The following is a 16,829-nucleotide window of genomic DNA, read 5'->3' on the forward strand; positions in this document are numbered from 1 at the left end:
TCGGGCGGCCTGGGGTGCGGTGCTAGTGGGGGCGACTCCGGTGGGGCGGTACGGCGGCCGCCGCGGACGCACCCGCCGGGGAGACGTCCGCAGGGGACGGTCCGGCGACCAACGTGGTGGAGCCCCGGGCGGCCGGGGCGGGGCGGCTGCCAGCGGCACCACGGGCGGCAGGAGTTCGGCGGGCTGCCCCAGGAACACCCGGCGCACCACGCGTTCGGCCGCCCGTCCGTCGTCGTACGGGCAGAAGCGGTCCCGGAAGGCGGCGCGCAGCGCGGAGGCCCGCGCGCCGTACCAGGCGTCCGTGGTGAACAGGGAGATCAGCTCGTCCTCGGAGCGGGAGACCGGACCGGGCGGATAGGCGGTGATGTCGAAGTAGGTGCCGCGGGTGGCGCGGTAGGTGTCCCAGTCGTCGGCGTGGATGACGATCGGGCGGTCGAGGTTGGCGTAGTCGAACATGATCGACGAGTAGTCGGTGATCAGCGCGTCGGCGGCCAGACACAGCTCCTCGACGCTGGTGTGCGCCGAGACGTCAATGACCCGCCCGGTGCCGCGCGGACGGGGACCCTGGCGGTAGAAGTAGTGCGGCCGGACCAGGAAGATGAAGCCGGGGCCCAGCGCGCGGGCCACCCGCTCCAGGTCCAGACGCGGTACGAAGCCGCGCTGGTAGTCACGGTGGGTGGGCGCGTACAGCACGGTGGTGCTGTCGGCCGGGATGCCGAGCCGCTCCCGCAGCCGGGCCACGTCGTCGGCGGTGGCGCGCTGGAAGACGTCGTTGCGCGGGGAGCCGTAGGCGAGGGTGGTGTAACCGGAGGGGTAGACCCGCTCCCAGGTCAGGGTGGTGTGGCGGTTGGCCGAGAGGCTGAAGTCCCAGCGGTCCACCCGCTCCAGCAGCTCGCCAACGTCCATGCCGCGCGCGGCGGCCGGACGGTCCAGCAGGTCAAGACCCATGTGCTTGAGCGGGGTGCCGTGATGAGTCTGGAGATGGATCTGGCCGGGCCGTTTGCGCAGCCGCGGGGTGAAGTTGACGTTGTTGACCAGGAACCGGGCCCGCGCCAGCGCCGTCCAGTACGCGAGCGAGCCGGGCTGGATCCGGCGCACCCCGGGCGGCAGGGTGTGCGCGTACTCGGGGGTGGTGATCCAGGCGGTGCGCACCGTCGGCGCCAGCTCGCGCACCTTCGCCTCGATCGCCGCCGGGTTGCAGGCGTAACCCCGGTGCCAGTACGCGGCGAACACCGCGAGCCGGGCGTCGACGGGGCGGCGCAGCTGCACCTGGTAGTGCAGCCACAGCGCGGCGGCGCGCAGCCGTGCGTACGCCCCCGGGGCCAGCGCCACGGCGCGCTGCCGGATCCGGTCGGCGCCGCGCAGGAACTGGAACGCCCGCCGGGCGCCCAGCCGCAGCAGCAGACAGCGCCACCCGGCGCGGCCGGGCGGGGTGGTGGCGTCGCCGGGCCGGTAGCGACGGTGGTGCGCGCCCGCCCGCCGGAAGAACTCGGCGCGGGCCGCGGCCGGAAGCCGCCCCGGAGCGGTGAAGACCGCCGCCAGGTGCTCCACCATCCGCTGGAACAGCGCCGGACGCCAGTGGGCCAGTTCGGGCCGTCCGTCCAGGAACCGGAACACCCGGTCGTACTGGTCGAACACATCGAGGTGGCGGCGGCCGGCGGTGCGCAGGATCCCGCCGCTCCGCCGCTGCCGGGAGCGCACGCACACCCGGTCCAGTACGGCGATGGACTCCGCGGACAGCAGGACCGGGAAGGTCCAGGACGTGTCCTCGTAGAAGCCGGACGGGAACGCGAAGCACTCGGCACGGACGAAGTCCCGGCGGTACGCCTTGTTGCACGCCACCATCGGCAGCCGCAGCAGCTCGGGCCGCTGGTCCAGCGTGAAGACCTGGGGGTCGGTCTGGCGCAGCAGCTCGGCGCGGACGCTCCGGGCGGCCCGGCCGGTCCAGTCCACCCGGGTGTAGTCGTAGACCAGCACCTGGGGATCGCCGGTACGGGCCAGCCGGTCGGCGATGGCGCGCAGGGCGCCGGGGGCGAGGGTGTCATCGCCGTCGAGGAAGATCAGGTAGTCGCCGGTGGCCCGGCGGATCCCGGCGTTGCGGGCGCGGCCGAGACCGGCGTTCTCGCCGAGGTGCACCGGACGCACCCGGCGGTCGCGGGCCGCGGCCTCGTCGATGATGGCCCCGCACGCGTCGGGGGAGTGGTCGTCGACCGCGATCAGCTCGAGGTCCGCGAAGTCCTGGTCCAGGATGGAGCGCAGACAGTCGTGCAGGTAGGCCTGCACCTGGTATGCGGGCACGATGACGCTGAACCGGGGCACGGGGCATCCCATCGGTCGACGCGGCGTGAATGTGTTCCTCACACCATCTTCTGAACGCCTATCGGATGAGGCGATGACGTTGCGGGGCGCCCCGAAAAGCCCCTCGTTCGGCCCAACGCCGTCGGTCGCCGCTCAGCGGTGGATCCGGGGCGTCGGACCGGCGCATGTGCCGCGTACGGGTGTCCCGCACCTACCGCAAGGGATGCTGCCAGCGCAGTGCCGGGTTGTCGCCGACCCAGTAGGTGTGGGCCTCGGCGGTGATGTGGAGCTGTACGGCGGTGATGTCGGGGCTCCCAGCGTTCTGCCATGCGGTGAGCGACTGCTCGATGGCGTCCCACAGGGCCACGGGGCCGCCCTGCCGGACGGCCCAGTCTTCGCCGTGAGAGGTGAATTCGGCGAAGGACCCACAGCGGACCGTGGAGGGCGTAGAGGGTGCCCCCGAGCCCGTAGCGGACCTGCGCGGCCGCGAAGCGCGCGTCGTCGTCCAGGTGCTGGAAGGCAGGCCAGATGGGGCGGCGCCAGTACACCGCCCGTAATCGGGCCAGGTCGGTGGTTCTCGACGGGGTACGGACCTGCCCGCTGGGGCCGGGCAGGTACCGAACCGGGCCGAGACCGTCAGGTCCGCACCGATGTCGGCGGGATTGAACCTCACCACCGGCACACTGCGCAGGTTGGGTTCGGTGATCACCATGTCGGCAGTGATGTCGTCCGCCTCGGTGGCCACCAGGACCGGCCCCTTCTCGGTCGAGTCCATCAGTCCTGCTGGCTGTCCTGGTCGAGGCCCTGGTCGGGCGCGGAGTCGGGATTCGTGGCCGTGGAGGTCTCGGTGCCGGAACTGGTGCCGTGCTTGCCCATCTCGACCAACTGGCCGAGACGGTCGCGGTACACGCCGGTCTGCGTCCCGGGGTCGATGGTGACCGTGGCGTGCGGGCGGCGAACGGTGGTCGGATACGGCGCGAGTCGGCCGACGCCCCAAGGACGGGCCGGGGTGAACTGCGTATCGCGAGTGGTCACGAAAGCTCCTCGGAGTCGATTCGAGTGAACTGATGGAGGGATCCCGTACCAGTGAGTGCGCTCGGGCGGTGTGACAACCGTGCCGATGAAAGCGACCTCTAAGCAACGAAGTTGCGAGCAATTGCGCAAGTTCACCCAAAGGCGGTGATCGCGGCTTCGATCAAGTGCCGCGCTCCGGAACCGTAAACCGCCATCCGGCCCAACTCCCGAGACGCCATGGCGTAGTCGGCGATCTCCCGGGGTTGCCTGATGTTGATCTCGGCGGTCAACGTCTCGACCACCACGTGCCGGTCGTCGAACAAGTAGAACGCCTCCAGCGGCCAGATGGCGCGCGGCGCGATGAGAGGGATCACGCCCAGCGAAACGCTGGCCAGCGGCATCACGGAGAGAAGGTGGGCGAGCTGGTCGGCCATCACCTCGGCGTCGCCGATCCGTGACCGCAACACCCACTCCTCCAGCAGCACCACGAAACGGTGATCGCCCTCATACAGGAAGCGGCTTCGTGCTATCCGGGCGGCGACCGCGTCGGCGACATCGTCGGGTGTCCCCTGGAAGTCGGTGATCCTTCGCATCAGCGCCGTGGCGTAGCCGGGGGTCTGGAAGAAGCCGGGGACGCCATTGGAGGCGTACACCCGGCAGACTGTGGCGTTCTCGTGCAGTGCGGAGAAGTCCTCTTGGACCTTGCGCATGCCGTTGCGGTGCAGACGGCGCCATTCCATGTACATGGAGTCGACCGCCCGCGCGGTGGCGATCAGGTCCTCCGTCTGGTCATCGGCTCCGCAGGCCGCGCACCACGCGCGAATGTCCGCGTCGGCGGGTGCTGCCTCACCCTTCTGGATCCGGGTTGTCTTCGCGGGATGCCAGCCGCACCGGGCGGAAAGCTCCTTCCCGGAGAGGCCGGCATCTTTGCGTAGGTGCGTCAGGCGTACGGCGAGTGCGTCACGGGCGGCCTGAGCACTGGAGGACGGGGACGAGGGCATGAGGCCGTACGAGCGAGATCAGACGGTGAACTTCTCGTGATCGACACCGCGCTCCCACACGGCTTCGAACGCCGAGGCACAGAGTCTTACCACGGCGGGATCGTCGCTGTACTCATGCCCGGCCCAGTCGCCGTCTCCGGCGAAGAAGTGGAAGAGGGCCAGACGGTCATCGGTCAGCCAGAGGTCGTTGCCGGGCAGGGCGATCTCCGACGCCTGAGGGCGCGGGAGCCAACGAACCTGCTCCCCGACAGCGATGTTGACCGGTGTCAGGGCGTGCTCGTACCGGATGTAGTCGGTTACCGGCTCGGAGACGATCCGGGCGCGACGTATGACCACTCCCCGCCCCACAGCCTCACGTACCAGCGGCGTCCAGCCCTGCCAGAGTGCCGAGTCGGGGTCGAGATCGGCTTCGCCCGTCCGCAAGAATCGTTCGAAGGTCTCGGTCTCGTCACCGACGCTGTAGATGTCGCGCATCTCCAGGTGTACGGCGGTGTGCCGTGCGGACTTGAGCAGCTCAGCGAAGTCCGGCACGCCGTTCTGCGACATCACACGCCTCCCTCAGAATCGGCACCATGCGGGCCGGAATGCGATTTACGGTCTCGTGCCCCGGGATACCCGTGTCGTGGCCGGGCACCCACTCGGTCTTGCCGATCCGGGCCTTCAGCAGCGCGTCGGCTTCCTCGCCCTGAAGAATCAGATCGGCGTCGTCACTGACCCACACGGTTGGCGAGCCCCCACCGGTGGTCTCCGGGTCGATCCCTACGAAGACTAGATCCACGGTGCCCTCCCCTAACAAGCCGGTTGCGCGTTCTTGCACGCGACGCTCCCCGGGAGCTTGATCTGCGTCAGGGGCGGGCGGCGGTCTTCGCCTCCCATTGGCCTGATCAGGCGACGTGGCAGTCCATCGAACGAAGTACTCGTTCTGCACCCGGCGGCTTCGGGGATCGTCGGCAGCTCGCGGTCGGCGCCGAGTTCTCACAGCGTTGGTTCGATGCGCTGATGTGGTCGCACGATCGTGCCCCCAGCGGAGTGCGATCCGCTCAGCAGGCCGTGCGCAGGGCCTGACCGGAGGCCGTGGGCGCCTCGTATGCCGCTCGGCAGTCGCGGCAGCGCCCGCCCTTCGCAGAGCGGAAGACCCGGTCGCACCCGTCGCAGGTCCGCAAGGGGAGGGCGGGTGGTGCACTGGGCGGGGCGACGGGGACGGCGGGTACGGGGAGCGGAGGCTCGCTGAGGCGGTAGGCGAGGATGCGGGCTGGGCGGGTCAGCAGGCGGCCGGGGAGTCCTGCGGTGAGCGCATGGGTGATCTGCGCGGGTCCCACCCCGGCGGAGAGCCATTGGGCAACGGCGGGTGCGAGTTGGGCGATGTCCCGGCGGGACAGGATGAGCCGGGGGTCGGCGATGCGCAGTGAGGCCAGGATGGTGACAGCCCGCTCGTCGGCCTGGGCGAGTGAGGGAGCGGGGTCGCCGGTCTCGGCTGCGGCTTCCGGCTCGGAGCCCTGCGGTGCCGTGCGCGCGGCGGGTGCTTCCCGCACCGGGCTTGGACGGGGTGTGCGGGGACGCGGCGGGGTGGGCGCGCCACCGCCCGGTACGTCGTAGAAGTAGGTCCGGGTACGGATGATGCCCCCGGGGCCGCGTTCCCGCCGTCGCTCCAGGTAGCCGGCGGACTCCAACTCCCGTAAAGCGCGCGAGATCAGTATCTCGCCCTCGGTGAAGTGCTCGCACAATGCGGCGATGCTCACGGGCGCACCGTCGGGGAGTGAGGAGATGTACGCCGCGACGCCGATCGTGACCGCGCTTCCGCGCCGCTGTGCGAGGGCGTTGGCGATCACGGTGAAAGTCGGCGGTGAGGCGGGTGCGGACGTGGATCACGCCGGAGGTCGGAGCTCCGGCGTCGGCGCGCAGGCGCGCGTTAGACTGCGGCTCAGCCATCGGGAAGTCGTCTCTTCCTGATCGGTCAGGCCCTCGATCGGGATGCCAGTCCCGGCCGGGGGCCGTCGTCTGTTTGCGGTTGTTGTGTTGCGGTGAACGTAACGACCGGTGTGCGTGGCCCGCAAGCCGGTCACCCATACGGGTGACCTGGGGGAAGGGCGGGTGGGCGGGAGTTCTTTATCCCGTTTCTCAGGGGGAGTTCGTGGCCCGCCGGGCCCCCGCGTACGGGGATCCGGCGGGCCCGGAACGGCGACACCGAGCGGTTCCCGGCCGACTCAGGGATGGTGGCCGGTCTTCAACTCGCCGATGAAAGTTGCCCAGGACGCCGCCGCGAAGACCAGCACCATCCCATCGGGGTACTTGCTGTCACGGACGGGGACGACGCCGGGCATGCCGTCGGCCACCTCCACGCAGTCGCCACCCGCCTGATTGCTGTAGCTGCTCTTGCGCCACGCGGCGCCGTTCAGATCGGGACGGGACACTCGCTCCACGGTAGTTGCCCTCCATCGCGGATCGGATCATGTCGAGCGACATGAGCGGGGGCAGAGACGCCGCCCGCAGCCGATCGTAGGTCACCGCGTAGCGCTTCACATCCGCTGGTTCCTCGACGAGTTGACCGAAGTCAGCAGCCTCTTCGTAGGCGACTTCGTCGTCGTCCGGCAGCGTCAGCACGGTGAGGGACCCGCCCATCGCCCCATGCCCGCCCTGATCGAACGGCAGCACCTGCACGGTGATGTGCGGTTCGGCGGCCGCCTCCAGCAACCGGCCCAACTGGGACCGCATCACGGTGTGGCTACCGATCGGGCGCCGTAACACCGCCTCGTCCAGGACGACCCATAGCTCGGGTCGGTCCGGTGAACGGAGCCGTTCCTGCCGTCCGAGACGAGCGCTGACGCGCTCCTCCAACTGCTGCTCGCCGCTGAGCTGGGGGTCGAGGCTCAGTACTACCCGCGCGTAGTCCTCGGTCTGCAACAGGCCGGGCACGACGTGCGCCGCGTACTGTCTGATGGACACCGCTCGCTCCGCGTGGGCCATGAAGGCCCGCGACCAGTCCGGGAACGCCTCCCGGTAGACGTACGGCCACATGTCGATGAGCAGGCTGTCCGCCCCGAGGACGCTGTCGAGCGTCTGCGCCAGCTCAAACGTCGGCTTCGCCCCGGACGCCCGCTCGATCTGCGTGATCCGGGTGCTGACCACATGCGCCCTCGCGCCCAGCTCGGCCTGGGTCAGACCGGCGGCCGTCCGGAGTCTGCGGACCCGCGACCCGAACAGCGCCGCCATCGACGAGTGGGGATCAACTTCTCTGGCCATAACATCACTTCCGTTCCTTACGGCCTGAAAGGTAAGGCGTCATGGCCTTTCGAGCGTAGGCCCGCGACACGATTCTTGGGCACGGAACGTCACGATGCGCACACGGTGCGAATCGTACGGAAGAGCGATCGGACGGAAGTGGACAACACCGTGCTGAAGACGACCACGGCGCCGGAGCCCGAGCCCGAACTCCGGGAACTCACCGCGCAGTTCCCCGCCACGCGGCGCGGAGCGTGCCTCGCTCGACGGCTCGCCGTGCGGCGTATGGAGGAGTGGGGCTACCCGCCCGCGTCGGACGCATCCTGCACGGTGGCCCTGCTGGTGGCGGAGCTGACCTCCAACGCCGTGCGCCACGGCCGCTTACCCGGACGGGATTTCCGTCTCCGCATCGTCTGCGAACCCTCGACGCGGACGCTCCGGATCGAGGTCTCGGACGCCCGCGAAGACCGCCTCCCGGTCATTCCGCCGACGGTGACGGCCGATGACGAGTCGGGCCGTGGCCTGCTCATCGTGGAGCTGCTGGCCACCCGCTGGGGCGCGACCCCTCGTAGCCCGGTCGGTAAGACCGTGTGGGCGGAGTGCGCGGTGACGTGATCCGGAAAAGGGGCGGCCCGGTGCCCCCTGTGAGGGGCGCCGGACCGCTGCCGTGGCTGAGGTGATGGGCTACTTCACCGCGCCCGCCATCACACCGGCCACGAACTGCCGCTGGAAGGCGAAGAACACCGCGAGCGGGATCACCATCGACACAAAGGCGCCGGGGCCGAGGATGTCGATGTTGTTGCCGAACTGCCGCACCTGCTGCTGGAGCGCCACCGTGATCGGCGGGTTGCCGCTGTCCGCGAAGATCAGCGCCACCAGCATGTCGTTCCACACCCACAGGAACTGGAAGATGCCGAGCGAGGCGATGGCCGGGCCGCCCAGCGGCATCACGACCCGCAGGAACAGCCGCAGCTCACCGGCGCCGTCCAGCCGCGCCGCCTCCAGCAGCTCCCGGGGGATCTCCGCGAAGAAGTTGCGCAGCAGGAAGATGGCGAACGGGAGGCCGAAGGCGGTGTGGAAGAGCACCACACCCGTGGTGGTCTGGAAGATGCCGACCTCGCCGAAGAGCTTGGCGACCGGGATCAGGGCGACCTGCACCGGAACCACCAGCAGGCCGACCACCAGCAGGAACCACCAGTCGCGGCCGGGGAAGTCCATCCAGGCGAAGGCATAGCCCGCCAGCGCCCCGATCACCACCACCAGCAGCGTGGCGGGAACGGTGATCGCCAGGGTGGTCCACAGCGAATCGGTGATCTGCTGATTGCTCAGCAGCTTGTCGTAGCCGGAGAAGGTGAGCTGCCCGGGATCGGAGAAGACCTTCCACCATCCGGAGATGTCCACGTCCGCCGGATCCCGCAGGGAGGACAGCAGCAGTCCCGCGGTGGGCATCAGCCAGAACAGGCCGATCAGCACCAGGGCGACCCGCATCACCCCGCCACCGGCCCGCGCCGCGATCCGCGCGATGAGGGGCTGCTTCGCACTTACGACCGTGTCCGCGCTGGTCATCGGCGGCTCTCCCTTCGGATGCGGCGGATGTTGATGATCATGACGGGGAGTACCAGCAGCAGCAGAAGCACCGCGATGGCACTGCCGAGGCCCTGGTTGACATCGGTTCCGAAGGACGACTGGAACAGCTGGAGCGCCAGTACGTTGGCGTCGTCCTGCGAGGGACCCGGGGCGATGATGTAGACCAGGTCGAAGATCTTCATCACGTTGATCATCAGCGTGACGACCACGACCGAGAGCACCGGTGCCAGCAGCGGCACCGTGACCCGCCGGAACACCTGCCATTCGCTCGCACCGTCCATCCGCGCGGCCTCCATCAGCTCACGCGGCACCCCGGCGAGACCCGCCGCGATCAGCACCATCGCGAAGCCCGCCCAGATCCAGACGTAGGAACCGATGATGGCCGGGGTGACGAAGGACGGGCCCAGCCAGTCCACCCCGTTGTACGGCTCGGAGAAGTTCCAGGCGGGCAGCCGCAGTCGGGCCCCCTCGGCCTTGGCCGGAAGGGAGTACGTCCCGTCCGCAGCGGTGGTCGTCTTCGCCACCACCTTGCCGTCCTTGACCGCCTCGATCCTGAGGTCGGCCATCGCCTTCTCGCCCTTGTCGATGACGCCCTGCTCACCCCGGCCGCCCCGGGTGAAGTCGAACCAGACCGTGCCGGTGACCTTCCGGGCCTCGGGCTCGGCCGCCTTGGCCGGCTGGGCGCCACTGATGTCGTCCCGTTTGGCGGCCACCAGCGGAATCGAGGCCGGGGAGCCGAGCTTCGCGGTCGCCCCGGTGGTGTACGCCCCGCCGGAGGACTCGGTCAGCCCGGCGTCCGGACGGGGGTGGGCGCCGGGGAACGGCGGCGACTCGGTGAACGAGTCGTGCACGCTCACCCACATGGCATTGGCCACGCCCTTGTCCGGGTCCTGCTCGTAGACCAGCCGGAAGATGATGCCCGCCGCCAGCATCGAGATCGCCATCGGCATGAAGACGATCAGCTTGAAGGCGGTGGCCCAGCGCACCCGTTCGGTGAGCACGGCGAAGATCAGGCCGAGGGCGGTGGAGACGGTGGGGGCCAAGATGAGCCAGATGACGTTGTTCTTGATCGCCGTCTTGGTCGCGTCGTCGGAGAACATCTCCTGGTAGTTGTCCAGGCCGACGAAGCCGTTGCCGCTCGCGTCGAAGAAGCTGCGGTAGACGGAGTAGCCGATCGGATAGACGACGAGCGCGCCGAGCAGGGCCAGCGCGGGCAGCAGGAACACCGCGGCCAGCCACGGCCGGGTGCCCAGGACGCTCTTCTTCCTTTTCCCGGCTTCAGCCGGTGGTACGGACGGTGCCCGGCCAGGCGTGGCCGCGCCGTCCGCTGTCGCGGTCGACATGATGTGGATCTCCCGGTCGGGTCGTCAGTTCTGGTACGCCTTGGCCGCGTCGGCCTCCAGCTGGCGCTGGATGCCTTTGACGTTCCTCGGGTTCTTGAGGAAGTCCTGGAGCGCTTTCCACTCGCCCTGGGCCGGCTTTCCGCCGAAGGAGGCCGGAGCCTGGTCGGACATGTCGAACCGGAAGTCGTTGCCCGCCGAGACCAGCGCCTTGGCGATGTCGCGCAGTGGCGCGTTGGGGTAGGCGCTGAGGTCGAGGGACTTGTTCGCCGAGATGAAGCCGCCGGAACTCGCCCAGATATGGGCCGCGTCGGGCGAGGCCAGAAAGGTCAGCAGCGCCTGCGACGCCTTGCTCCGCTTCAGCGCCACGGCCGCGTCGCCACCGGTGACCACCGGAGGCTTCTCGCCCACCGCGGGGAACGGGAACACCTTGGCGTCGCCGTCGAGCTCCGCACCCGCGTCGGCCACGTTGGCCGCGACGAAGTCGCCTTCGAAGACCATGCCCGCGTCCGGCTCGGCGGCGTTGCCGAAGGTCTTGGTGACCGAGTCCGGGAACGCGGTGTGCAGCGCGCCGTCCCTGCCGCCCGCGAGCAGCCCCTTGGTGCCCCACAGCTCGGCCAGCGTGGTCAGCGCCTCGGTGACGGACGGATCGGTCCACTTGATCTTGTGCTGGGCGAGCTGGTCGTACTTCTCCGGACCCGCCTGGGAGAGATAGACGTTCTCGAACCAGTCGGTGAGCGTCCAGCCGTCCTGACCGCCGACGGAGATCGCGTCGGTGCCGGAGTCGGACACCAGCTGGGCCTGTGCGAGGAAGTCCTTCCAGGTCTTCGGCTCCTTCGCGCCCGCGTAGTCGAACGCCGAGGTGTTGTACCAGACCAGGGACTTGTTGCTGGCCTTGAAGTACACCCCGTACTGGGTGCCCTTCCAGGCGCCCAGATCGCGCCAGCCCTTCGCGAAGTTCTTCTTCAGCTGCGCCTCGGTGGCCGCGTCGACCGGCTTGGCCCAGCCCTTCTTCGCGAACTCGCGGAGCACCCCGACCTGTCCGACCATCGCCACATCGGGCGGTGCGCCACCGGCGACCTTCGAGCCGACGAAGGCCGACATGTCGTCGCCGCTGGGCACGAAGGACACCTTGGCCCCGGTGCGCTTCTCGAACTCCTTCAGAACCTTGGTGAAATTCTCCTGTTCGGTACCCGTCCACACCGCGGTGACCTGGAGCTTCTGGCCCTTCAGGCTGGGCAGCTTCACCGTGACCGGCGGCGGACTGCCGCCTGCCGTGTCCCCGTCGTCGCCGCCGCAGCCCGCGGCGGTGAGTGTGAGCGCTCCCACCGACAGCAGGGCCACCGCGGCCCGTGTCAAACGCTTCGTCCGAAGCGATTCGTGCATCCCCGTGTTCCCTCCGATGCCGACCGCCCCCGTGCGGCCGTGTCCCGTGCGTCAGTCCTACGCCCCGTAACCGAACGTCGCAATACCGCTTTCGGCGTCAACTCGCGTCAACTCATCGATCGTGACCACGATGTGATGAATAGTCAGACAGGAGTCGGGAGGGAACGGGGCAGGGGGGTCAGAGGGGAGGATGGGAAGATCGACTCGGAAAGCCGGTCAGGAGCGGAAAGCCGGTCGGGAACGGTCGGGAACGGGTCGGGAACGGTCAGATCAGCGCGGGCGCGGTGGACGCGTCCGCCGACTGGGCGGCGCGTTGGAGCGCACTGGCCAGCAGCGCCAAGTCCGTTGGTCCGTTGCCCAGTTCGCGCAGCGGCCGCCGGGTCGGCGGATCACCCATCCGCTCCCATTCGAGCGGCACCACGGTGGGCCGCTGGGTCGCGGTCCGCGGTATCCGTCCGGTCACCCGCCCCGCCTGGAACGGGGTCGCCAGCCCGCCCCCGGGGCCGAACAGCCGGCCCCGGCCGGGGGTGTGCTCGCCCGGCGAGGCGGCGGTGGCGGAGGCGGCTGTCGTCACGGTGGGTGTTGCTGGGGCGGTGGGGCCGGAGGGGGTGCCGGACGCGTCGGGTGGTTCCGCGGCGTCCAGGGCGAGGGGCAGGGACTCCAGGGAGACCCGCAGCCCGGCGCGCTCGACCACCGCCGTCTCCGCCGTACGCTCCGGCCGCCCCGAGGCCGCCACCAGATGCACCCCGAGCCGGGCCCCGTCCCGTGCGACGGCCTCCAACGCCCGGACCACCGACCCGGCGGCCGGTCGCCCGGGGCTGCCGAGCGCGGGGGCGACCAGCGCGTCGTAGTCGTCGACGAGCACGACGAGCCGCGGCAGCGGGCGATACCCGGCGAGGGCGCCGGGGGCCGCCTGCCGCTGCCCGTGCGGTCCGTACTGCTCGCGCTGGGCGCGCAGATTGAGGGTGCGCGAGGTGTCGCCGGACGGCGGATCGACATCCCCGGGCGCGCGGGGCGCCACCACCCGGGCCCCCCGGTCGCCGGAGGCCGCGTACGAGCCGGAGCCCCCGCCCCGGCCCGGACCACCGGTGGCCGAGCGGGCGGGGGTGTGCGGGTCGGTGCCGGACCGGTGGGTGGCGTGACCGCCGGGGCCGGGCCCGCCGGTGGCGTGACCGCCGGTCGCTTGGTTCTCGGTGTTCGGCTGGCCGGTGGTGCGTCCGCCGGATTCCGTGCCGGTGGTGTGGCCGCCGGTGGCGCGACCGCCGGTGGCCGGGCGCTCGGTGTTCGGGTGGCCGGGGTTGCGCCCGTCGGATTCGGTGCCGCCGACCGCGGGCCTGCCGGTGGTGTGGCCGCCGGTGTTCGACCCGCCGGTGGTGTGGCCGCCGGTGGCCGGGCGCTGGGTGTTCGGCCGGCCGGTTGCGGATTGGCCGGTGGTGTGGCCGCCGGAGTCCGACCGGCCGCTGGGCTGGCCACCTATGGGCTGCGCACCGGTGGTGCGCCCACCCGATTCCGTACCGCCGGTCGCGGGCCTGCCCGGAGTGTGCGCACCCGTGGCGGACCGGCCAGTGGAGCCACTGCCGGTGGCCTGCGCGCCGATGACCGGGCCGCCGGAGACCGATCGGCCTGTGGGCTGCGTGCCGCCCGCCCCCGGACCGCCGCCTTCCGCCAGGCCGTCGGGGCCCCCGGGGCGGTCGGTGTGCCAGGTGGTGAAGTCCTGGGGGCCCAGCAGTTCGGCGCGGCGCTTGAGCTCCGAGCTGAGCGCCTGCGCGAACTCCCGCATCCGCACCGGGTCGGACGCCGCCAGATACGTCGAGACGTGCGGCAGGTCCGTGCACACCCGCAGCCCCTCGCCGCCGCCCCCGGTGCCTCCACCGCCCCCGGACCCGGCGCCCGCGCCGTCGACCAGCACCAGCTCCAGCCGGTCAGGCCGCTCGGCGGCCGCGAGCGAGGCGGCCAGCGACCGCAGCAGTTCCGTCTTGCCGGTGCCCGCCGCGCCGTCGACCGCCAGATGCGGGCCGTCGGCGGCCAGATCGACCGCCAGCGGGCCGTGCGGCCCGGCGCCGAGCACCGCCTGCGCCCGGCCGCCCGCCGGGACCTCGTCGGCCGCCGCGGCCCAGCGCGCCAGCAGCGACGCGGGCGTGGCCCGGGCGAGCCCCAACTCGTCCAGCAGCCGGGCCTTGTCCGGCAGCGGGGTGGTCGGCAGTCGCCCGGGACCGTCCGTACCGCCCTGTGCGGAGGCGGCCAGGCGCAGTGGAGCGAGCGCCCGCGCGAACCGCTCGGCCCACGCCCCCGATACCGCGTCCACGGTCACGGCCGTGGTGGACCCGGCCGAGCCCGTCGGCCCGCGGGTGCCGAACGGGTCGCCGCCGATGGGCTGGTGGATGTCGTCGCGGTGCACGATCTGCAGTCCCGTGGCCACATCACCGCTCAGCAGCGCGGCCACTCCGCAGGCCGCGAAGGCCGTGGACGTCGAGCGCGCGGTCTCGTAGCTCCGCGGCAGCGGGGACGCCGGCGAGGCGGCCGGGGCCTCGGCCAGACACACCAGATGGATTCCGGCGGCCTGGCCACCGGTGGCCAGGTTCGCGAGCGTCTCGCGCAGCGAGGCCGGTCCGGGGTCGCCGTCCACGAGCACCACCGTGTACGGCCCGGAGTGGCGGGCCGCGGCCGAGGCCACGGCGGCGGGGGGAGCGGTGGCCCACGACGGGCCGAGCGGCCCGTCCTCCAGCCGCCGCGCCAACTCGGCCGCGCGCGCCGCCGCCTGCTCGGTGTCGTAGGCCAGCAGCAACCGGCAGTCCTGCCCGCGCAGCGGGCGCACCTGCGGCAGCCAGCCCAGCCATGACCACTCGGCGAGCCGCTGCTCGACGGTACGGGCGCGGTCCGTACTGATCAGGACGATCTCCAGCGCGGAGGGCGAGTGCAGCGCCGCGAGCTGCGCCACCACCGACCGGGCGAGCCCGGCCAGCCGGGCGCGCGGCCCGGCCAGGCCCAGCGAACCGGCCTGCCGCAGCGGGATGGTGACGGGGGCGGCGGGCAGCAGCCCGCCCTCGGCCGTCAGCCGGTCGGCCGAGCCGAGCCGCACGGTGAGCGCGTCCGGATGGTCCGGGCCGCGCTCCCACAGCCGCGGTCCGGGGCCGAGCGCGGTCATCAGCACGGCGGCGGGATCCGGCCACCGCAGCTGCAGCGCTTCCGCCTCGGCCGCCGCCCGCTCCGCCGCGCCGCGCGCGTCACCGTCGTCACGCTCTTCGGCCCGCTCACCCTTCCCGGCGGCGAACTGCCGTACCCAGGCTCCTATTCCGCGCCGCCGGGGCTGCGCCCCGGGAACGTCGAAGGTGTACGCGCGCGGATGCGCATGCGTCCCGTCCAGCCGGCCGCCGGCCGGCCGGGAACCCCCGCCCTCCCGGCCGGACCCGGACCCGCCCGCGCGGCCCGCCTCGGCTTCCGACCGCCCGTCGCGGCCGGGGCGCGAGCCGGTTTCGTCGTACGACGCGCTGCCGTGGGAGGCGCCGTACGACGCGCCGTCGCGCGCTGTGGGGCCGTCATATGTCGCGCTGCCGTGCCCCCGGTGGGCACCGGGTGAGGGGCCGTCGGCCGATCGGCCGGAGCCGCCCGCGGGGGCACCGGAGCCCCACCCCGGCTCGCCGGGGTGCGCGTGGCGTTCGTCACGTCGGGCGGGGGGGCCCGGTTCATGGGTGGTGTGGCGGACGTCATGCTCTCCGCCGCGCCCGCCGCCGTCACCGTCCGTGACCGGGACCCACCCCATGCCGGGGTGGCGAGTGGGGGGCGTCCATGAGCCCTCGGCGGAGTGGGTGGCGCCGCCGTACGGAACGCCGGTCCAGGGTCCCTCCGCGTGGCCGAGCGCCCCGGTGTCCGGCCGCGGCGCGATCCGCAGATGGCCCTCGCCGTCCGGGTGGGCGGGGAGCCGGGGCGGGGCCGAGGGGGCCGCGCCGGGCGTCCGCAGCCGCAGCGCGGACTCCCCGATGCGCAGCAGCGCCCCCGGCGTCAGCGGCACCGGATGGGTGCCGACGGGGGCGCCGTCGGCCGCCGTGCCGTTGGTCGAGCCGAGGTCGGCGACGGTCACCCGGCCGTCCTCGGCGACCGTCACCGCGCAGTGCAGCCGGGAGACGTCGGGGTCGTCGAGCGGGACGTCCGCGTCAGCGGAGCGGCCGACGCGGACCTGGCCGCCGTGGAGCAGATGGACCCCGCCCGCGTCGGGTCCGGCGACCACGTCCAGATGGACCGCGGCCTCGGCGACGGCCGCCTCGGGCAGCCCGGGGGAGCCCGCGTACGCCGGGGAGCGGTCGGGGTCGGCCGGGGCGTGCAGGGAGAGCACCGCGCCGTCCACCAGTGGCGGCTCGCCGAGCGCGCAGCGCTGCGGGTCCAGCCGCTCGGTCCCGGCGTACAGCACGACAGTCCCGCCGCCCGCACCACCCCCGCCCGCGCCCGCCTCGCTCCCGGCCGCGGCCACCGCCGTGGCCAGACCGCTCGCCACCGAGGCGAGGGCCGTGCCGACCGGGGCGGTCACCAGCACGTCCACGGCGCACACCGGCGCGTGCGCGGCGGTCGGATGGCCGGAACGGCCCGGGTGGGCGCTGCGCGGCCCGAGGACGGTCAGCCGAATCTGCATACCGTCAACGGTCCCTTCTGTCCGGGGGGCCGGGCAGGGGTGCCAAGCCCCACCTCCGCCCCCAGGCCCTTCGGCACGTACAGGTCCGTACGGGGTCGTACGGGTCACGGAGCGTGAGCCCCCCGCCGCTCGGCGCTTCCGTGCTGCGTGCATCCTCGCACCTGCCGCTGACACTTCGCCCGCCGCCCGGCATTACATGATCTTGATTGGTCGGCTGGTCGGCCGAAAGTGGTTGATTGCGACCGGATCGGCCGTGGTCGAGACGGGCCGCGGTACAAGACGTACCGCCCGTGGCAACCAACTGTCCGGATCGCGCGTCTTCCCCCCGAGCCCCGCGAGGTGCCCCGCGAGTGAGGTGTC

At 71.9% G+C, this 16,829-nt stretch carries 12 protein-coding genes and 3 pseudogenes; 1 reads left to right on the top strand and 14 read right to left on the bottom strand.

Annotated features, from left to right (window positions below; translation table 11 throughout):
- Positions 1 to 22 precede the first annotated feature (22 nt).
- From HUT19_RS25190 to HUT19_RS25230, 10 genes and pseudogenes are all read right to left on the bottom strand, one after another.
- Positions 23 to 2,319 (bottom strand): annotated as a pseudogene (locus HUT19_RS25190) (CDP-glycerol glycerophosphotransferase family protein).
- A 190-nt stretch (positions 2,320 to 2,509) separates the two neighbouring features.
- Positions 2,510 to 2,665 (bottom strand): hypothetical protein, encoded by a 156-nt coding sequence (locus HUT19_RS25195; RefSeq protein WP_176182637.1) that lies wholly within the window; start codon positions 2,663 to 2,665, stop codon positions 2,510 to 2,512.
- Between the two features lie 55 nt (positions 2,666 to 2,720).
- Positions 2,721 to 3,073, bottom strand: a pseudogene (locus tag HUT19_RS43220) (ATP-grasp ribosomal peptide maturase); the annotation flags it as partial.
- Positions 3,073 to 3,333 (bottom strand): putative ATP-grasp-modified RiPP, encoded by a 261-nt coding sequence (gene tgmA, locus HUT19_RS25200; RefSeq protein WP_176182638.1) that lies wholly within the window; start codon positions 3,331 to 3,333, stop codon positions 3,073 to 3,075. The gene tgmA and the pseudogene HUT19_RS43220, both read right to left, overlap by 1 nt.
- A gap of 131 nt (positions 3,334 to 3,464) precedes the next feature.
- Positions 3,465 to 4,313: a helix-turn-helix transcriptional regulator gene (locus HUT19_RS25205; protein WP_176182639.1), complete on the bottom strand. Its 849-nt coding sequence runs from the start codon at positions 4,311 to 4,313 to the stop codon at positions 3,465 to 3,467.
- A gap of 18 nt (positions 4,314 to 4,331) precedes the next feature.
- Positions 4,332 to 4,859, bottom strand: coding sequence for a DUF6879 family protein (locus HUT19_RS25210; protein ID WP_176182640.1), 528 nt, complete (start codon positions 4,857 to 4,859; stop codon positions 4,332 to 4,334).
- Positions 4,828 to 5,091: a hypothetical protein gene (locus HUT19_RS25215; RefSeq protein WP_176187282.1), complete on the bottom strand. Its 264-nt coding sequence runs from the start codon at positions 5,089 to 5,091 to the stop codon at positions 4,828 to 4,830. Before HUT19_RS25215 ends, HUT19_RS25210 begins: the two co-directional genes overlap by 32 nt.
- A gap of 262 nt (positions 5,092 to 5,353) precedes the next feature.
- Positions 5,354 to 6,242, bottom strand: a pseudogene (locus HUT19_RS25220) (hypothetical protein).
- A gap of 275 nt (positions 6,243 to 6,517) precedes the next feature.
- Positions 6,518 to 6,652 (bottom strand): DUF397 domain-containing protein, encoded by a 135-nt coding sequence (locus HUT19_RS25225; RefSeq protein ID WP_368661710.1) that lies wholly within the window; start codon positions 6,650 to 6,652, stop codon positions 6,518 to 6,520.
- Positions 6,609 to 7,523, bottom strand: coding sequence for a helix-turn-helix transcriptional regulator (locus HUT19_RS25230; RefSeq protein WP_176187284.1), 915 nt, complete (start codon positions 7,521 to 7,523; stop codon positions 6,609 to 6,611). Before HUT19_RS25230 ends, HUT19_RS25225 begins: the two co-directional genes overlap by 44 nt.
- Positions 7,524 to 7,706: 183 nt before the next feature.
- On the opposite strand from HUT19_RS25230, the gene HUT19_RS25235 reads away from it, so the two are divergent.
- Positions 7,707 to 8,147 carry an ATP-binding protein gene (locus tag HUT19_RS25235; RefSeq protein ID WP_254886221.1) on the top strand — a complete coding sequence of 147 codons (441 nt, stop codon included), beginning with the start codon at positions 7,707 to 7,709 and terminating at the stop codon, positions 8,145 to 8,147.
- Positions 8,148 to 8,216: 69 nt separating this feature from the next.
- Here HUT19_RS25235 and HUT19_RS25240 read toward each other — a convergent pair whose 3' ends face one another.
- The 4 genes from HUT19_RS25240 to HUT19_RS25255 all read right to left on the bottom strand — a co-directional run bounded on the left by HUT19_RS25240 (position 8,217) and on the right by HUT19_RS25255 (position 16,469).
- Complete coding sequence (locus HUT19_RS25240; protein ID WP_176182642.1) at positions 8,217 to 9,098, bottom strand: carbohydrate ABC transporter permease; 882 nt, start codon at positions 9,096 to 9,098, stop codon at positions 8,217 to 8,219.
- Positions 9,095 to 10,462, bottom strand: coding sequence for a carbohydrate ABC transporter permease (locus HUT19_RS25245; RefSeq protein WP_176182643.1), 1,368 nt, complete (start codon positions 10,460 to 10,462; stop codon positions 9,095 to 9,097). The genes HUT19_RS25240 and HUT19_RS25245 overlap by 4 nt, the downstream gene beginning before the upstream one ends.
- Positions 10,463 to 10,486: 24 nt before the next feature.
- Positions 10,487 to 11,845, bottom strand: coding sequence for an ABC transporter substrate-binding protein (locus HUT19_RS25250; protein ID WP_176182644.1), 1,359 nt, complete (start codon positions 11,843 to 11,845; stop codon positions 10,487 to 10,489).
- Between the two features lie 265 nt (positions 11,846 to 12,110).
- On the bottom strand, positions 12,111 to 16,469 hold the full coding sequence (locus tag HUT19_RS25255) for an FHA domain-containing protein (protein WP_176182645.1): 4,359 nt from the start codon (positions 16,467 to 16,469) through the stop codon (positions 12,111 to 12,113).
- Between the last annotated feature and the right edge of the window lie 360 nt (positions 16,470 to 16,829).

The organism is Streptomyces sp. NA02950, assembly GCF_013364155.1.
In the GTDB taxonomy this organism is placed as follows: domain Bacteria; phylum Actinomycetota; class Actinomycetes; order Streptomycetales; family Streptomycetaceae; genus Streptomyces.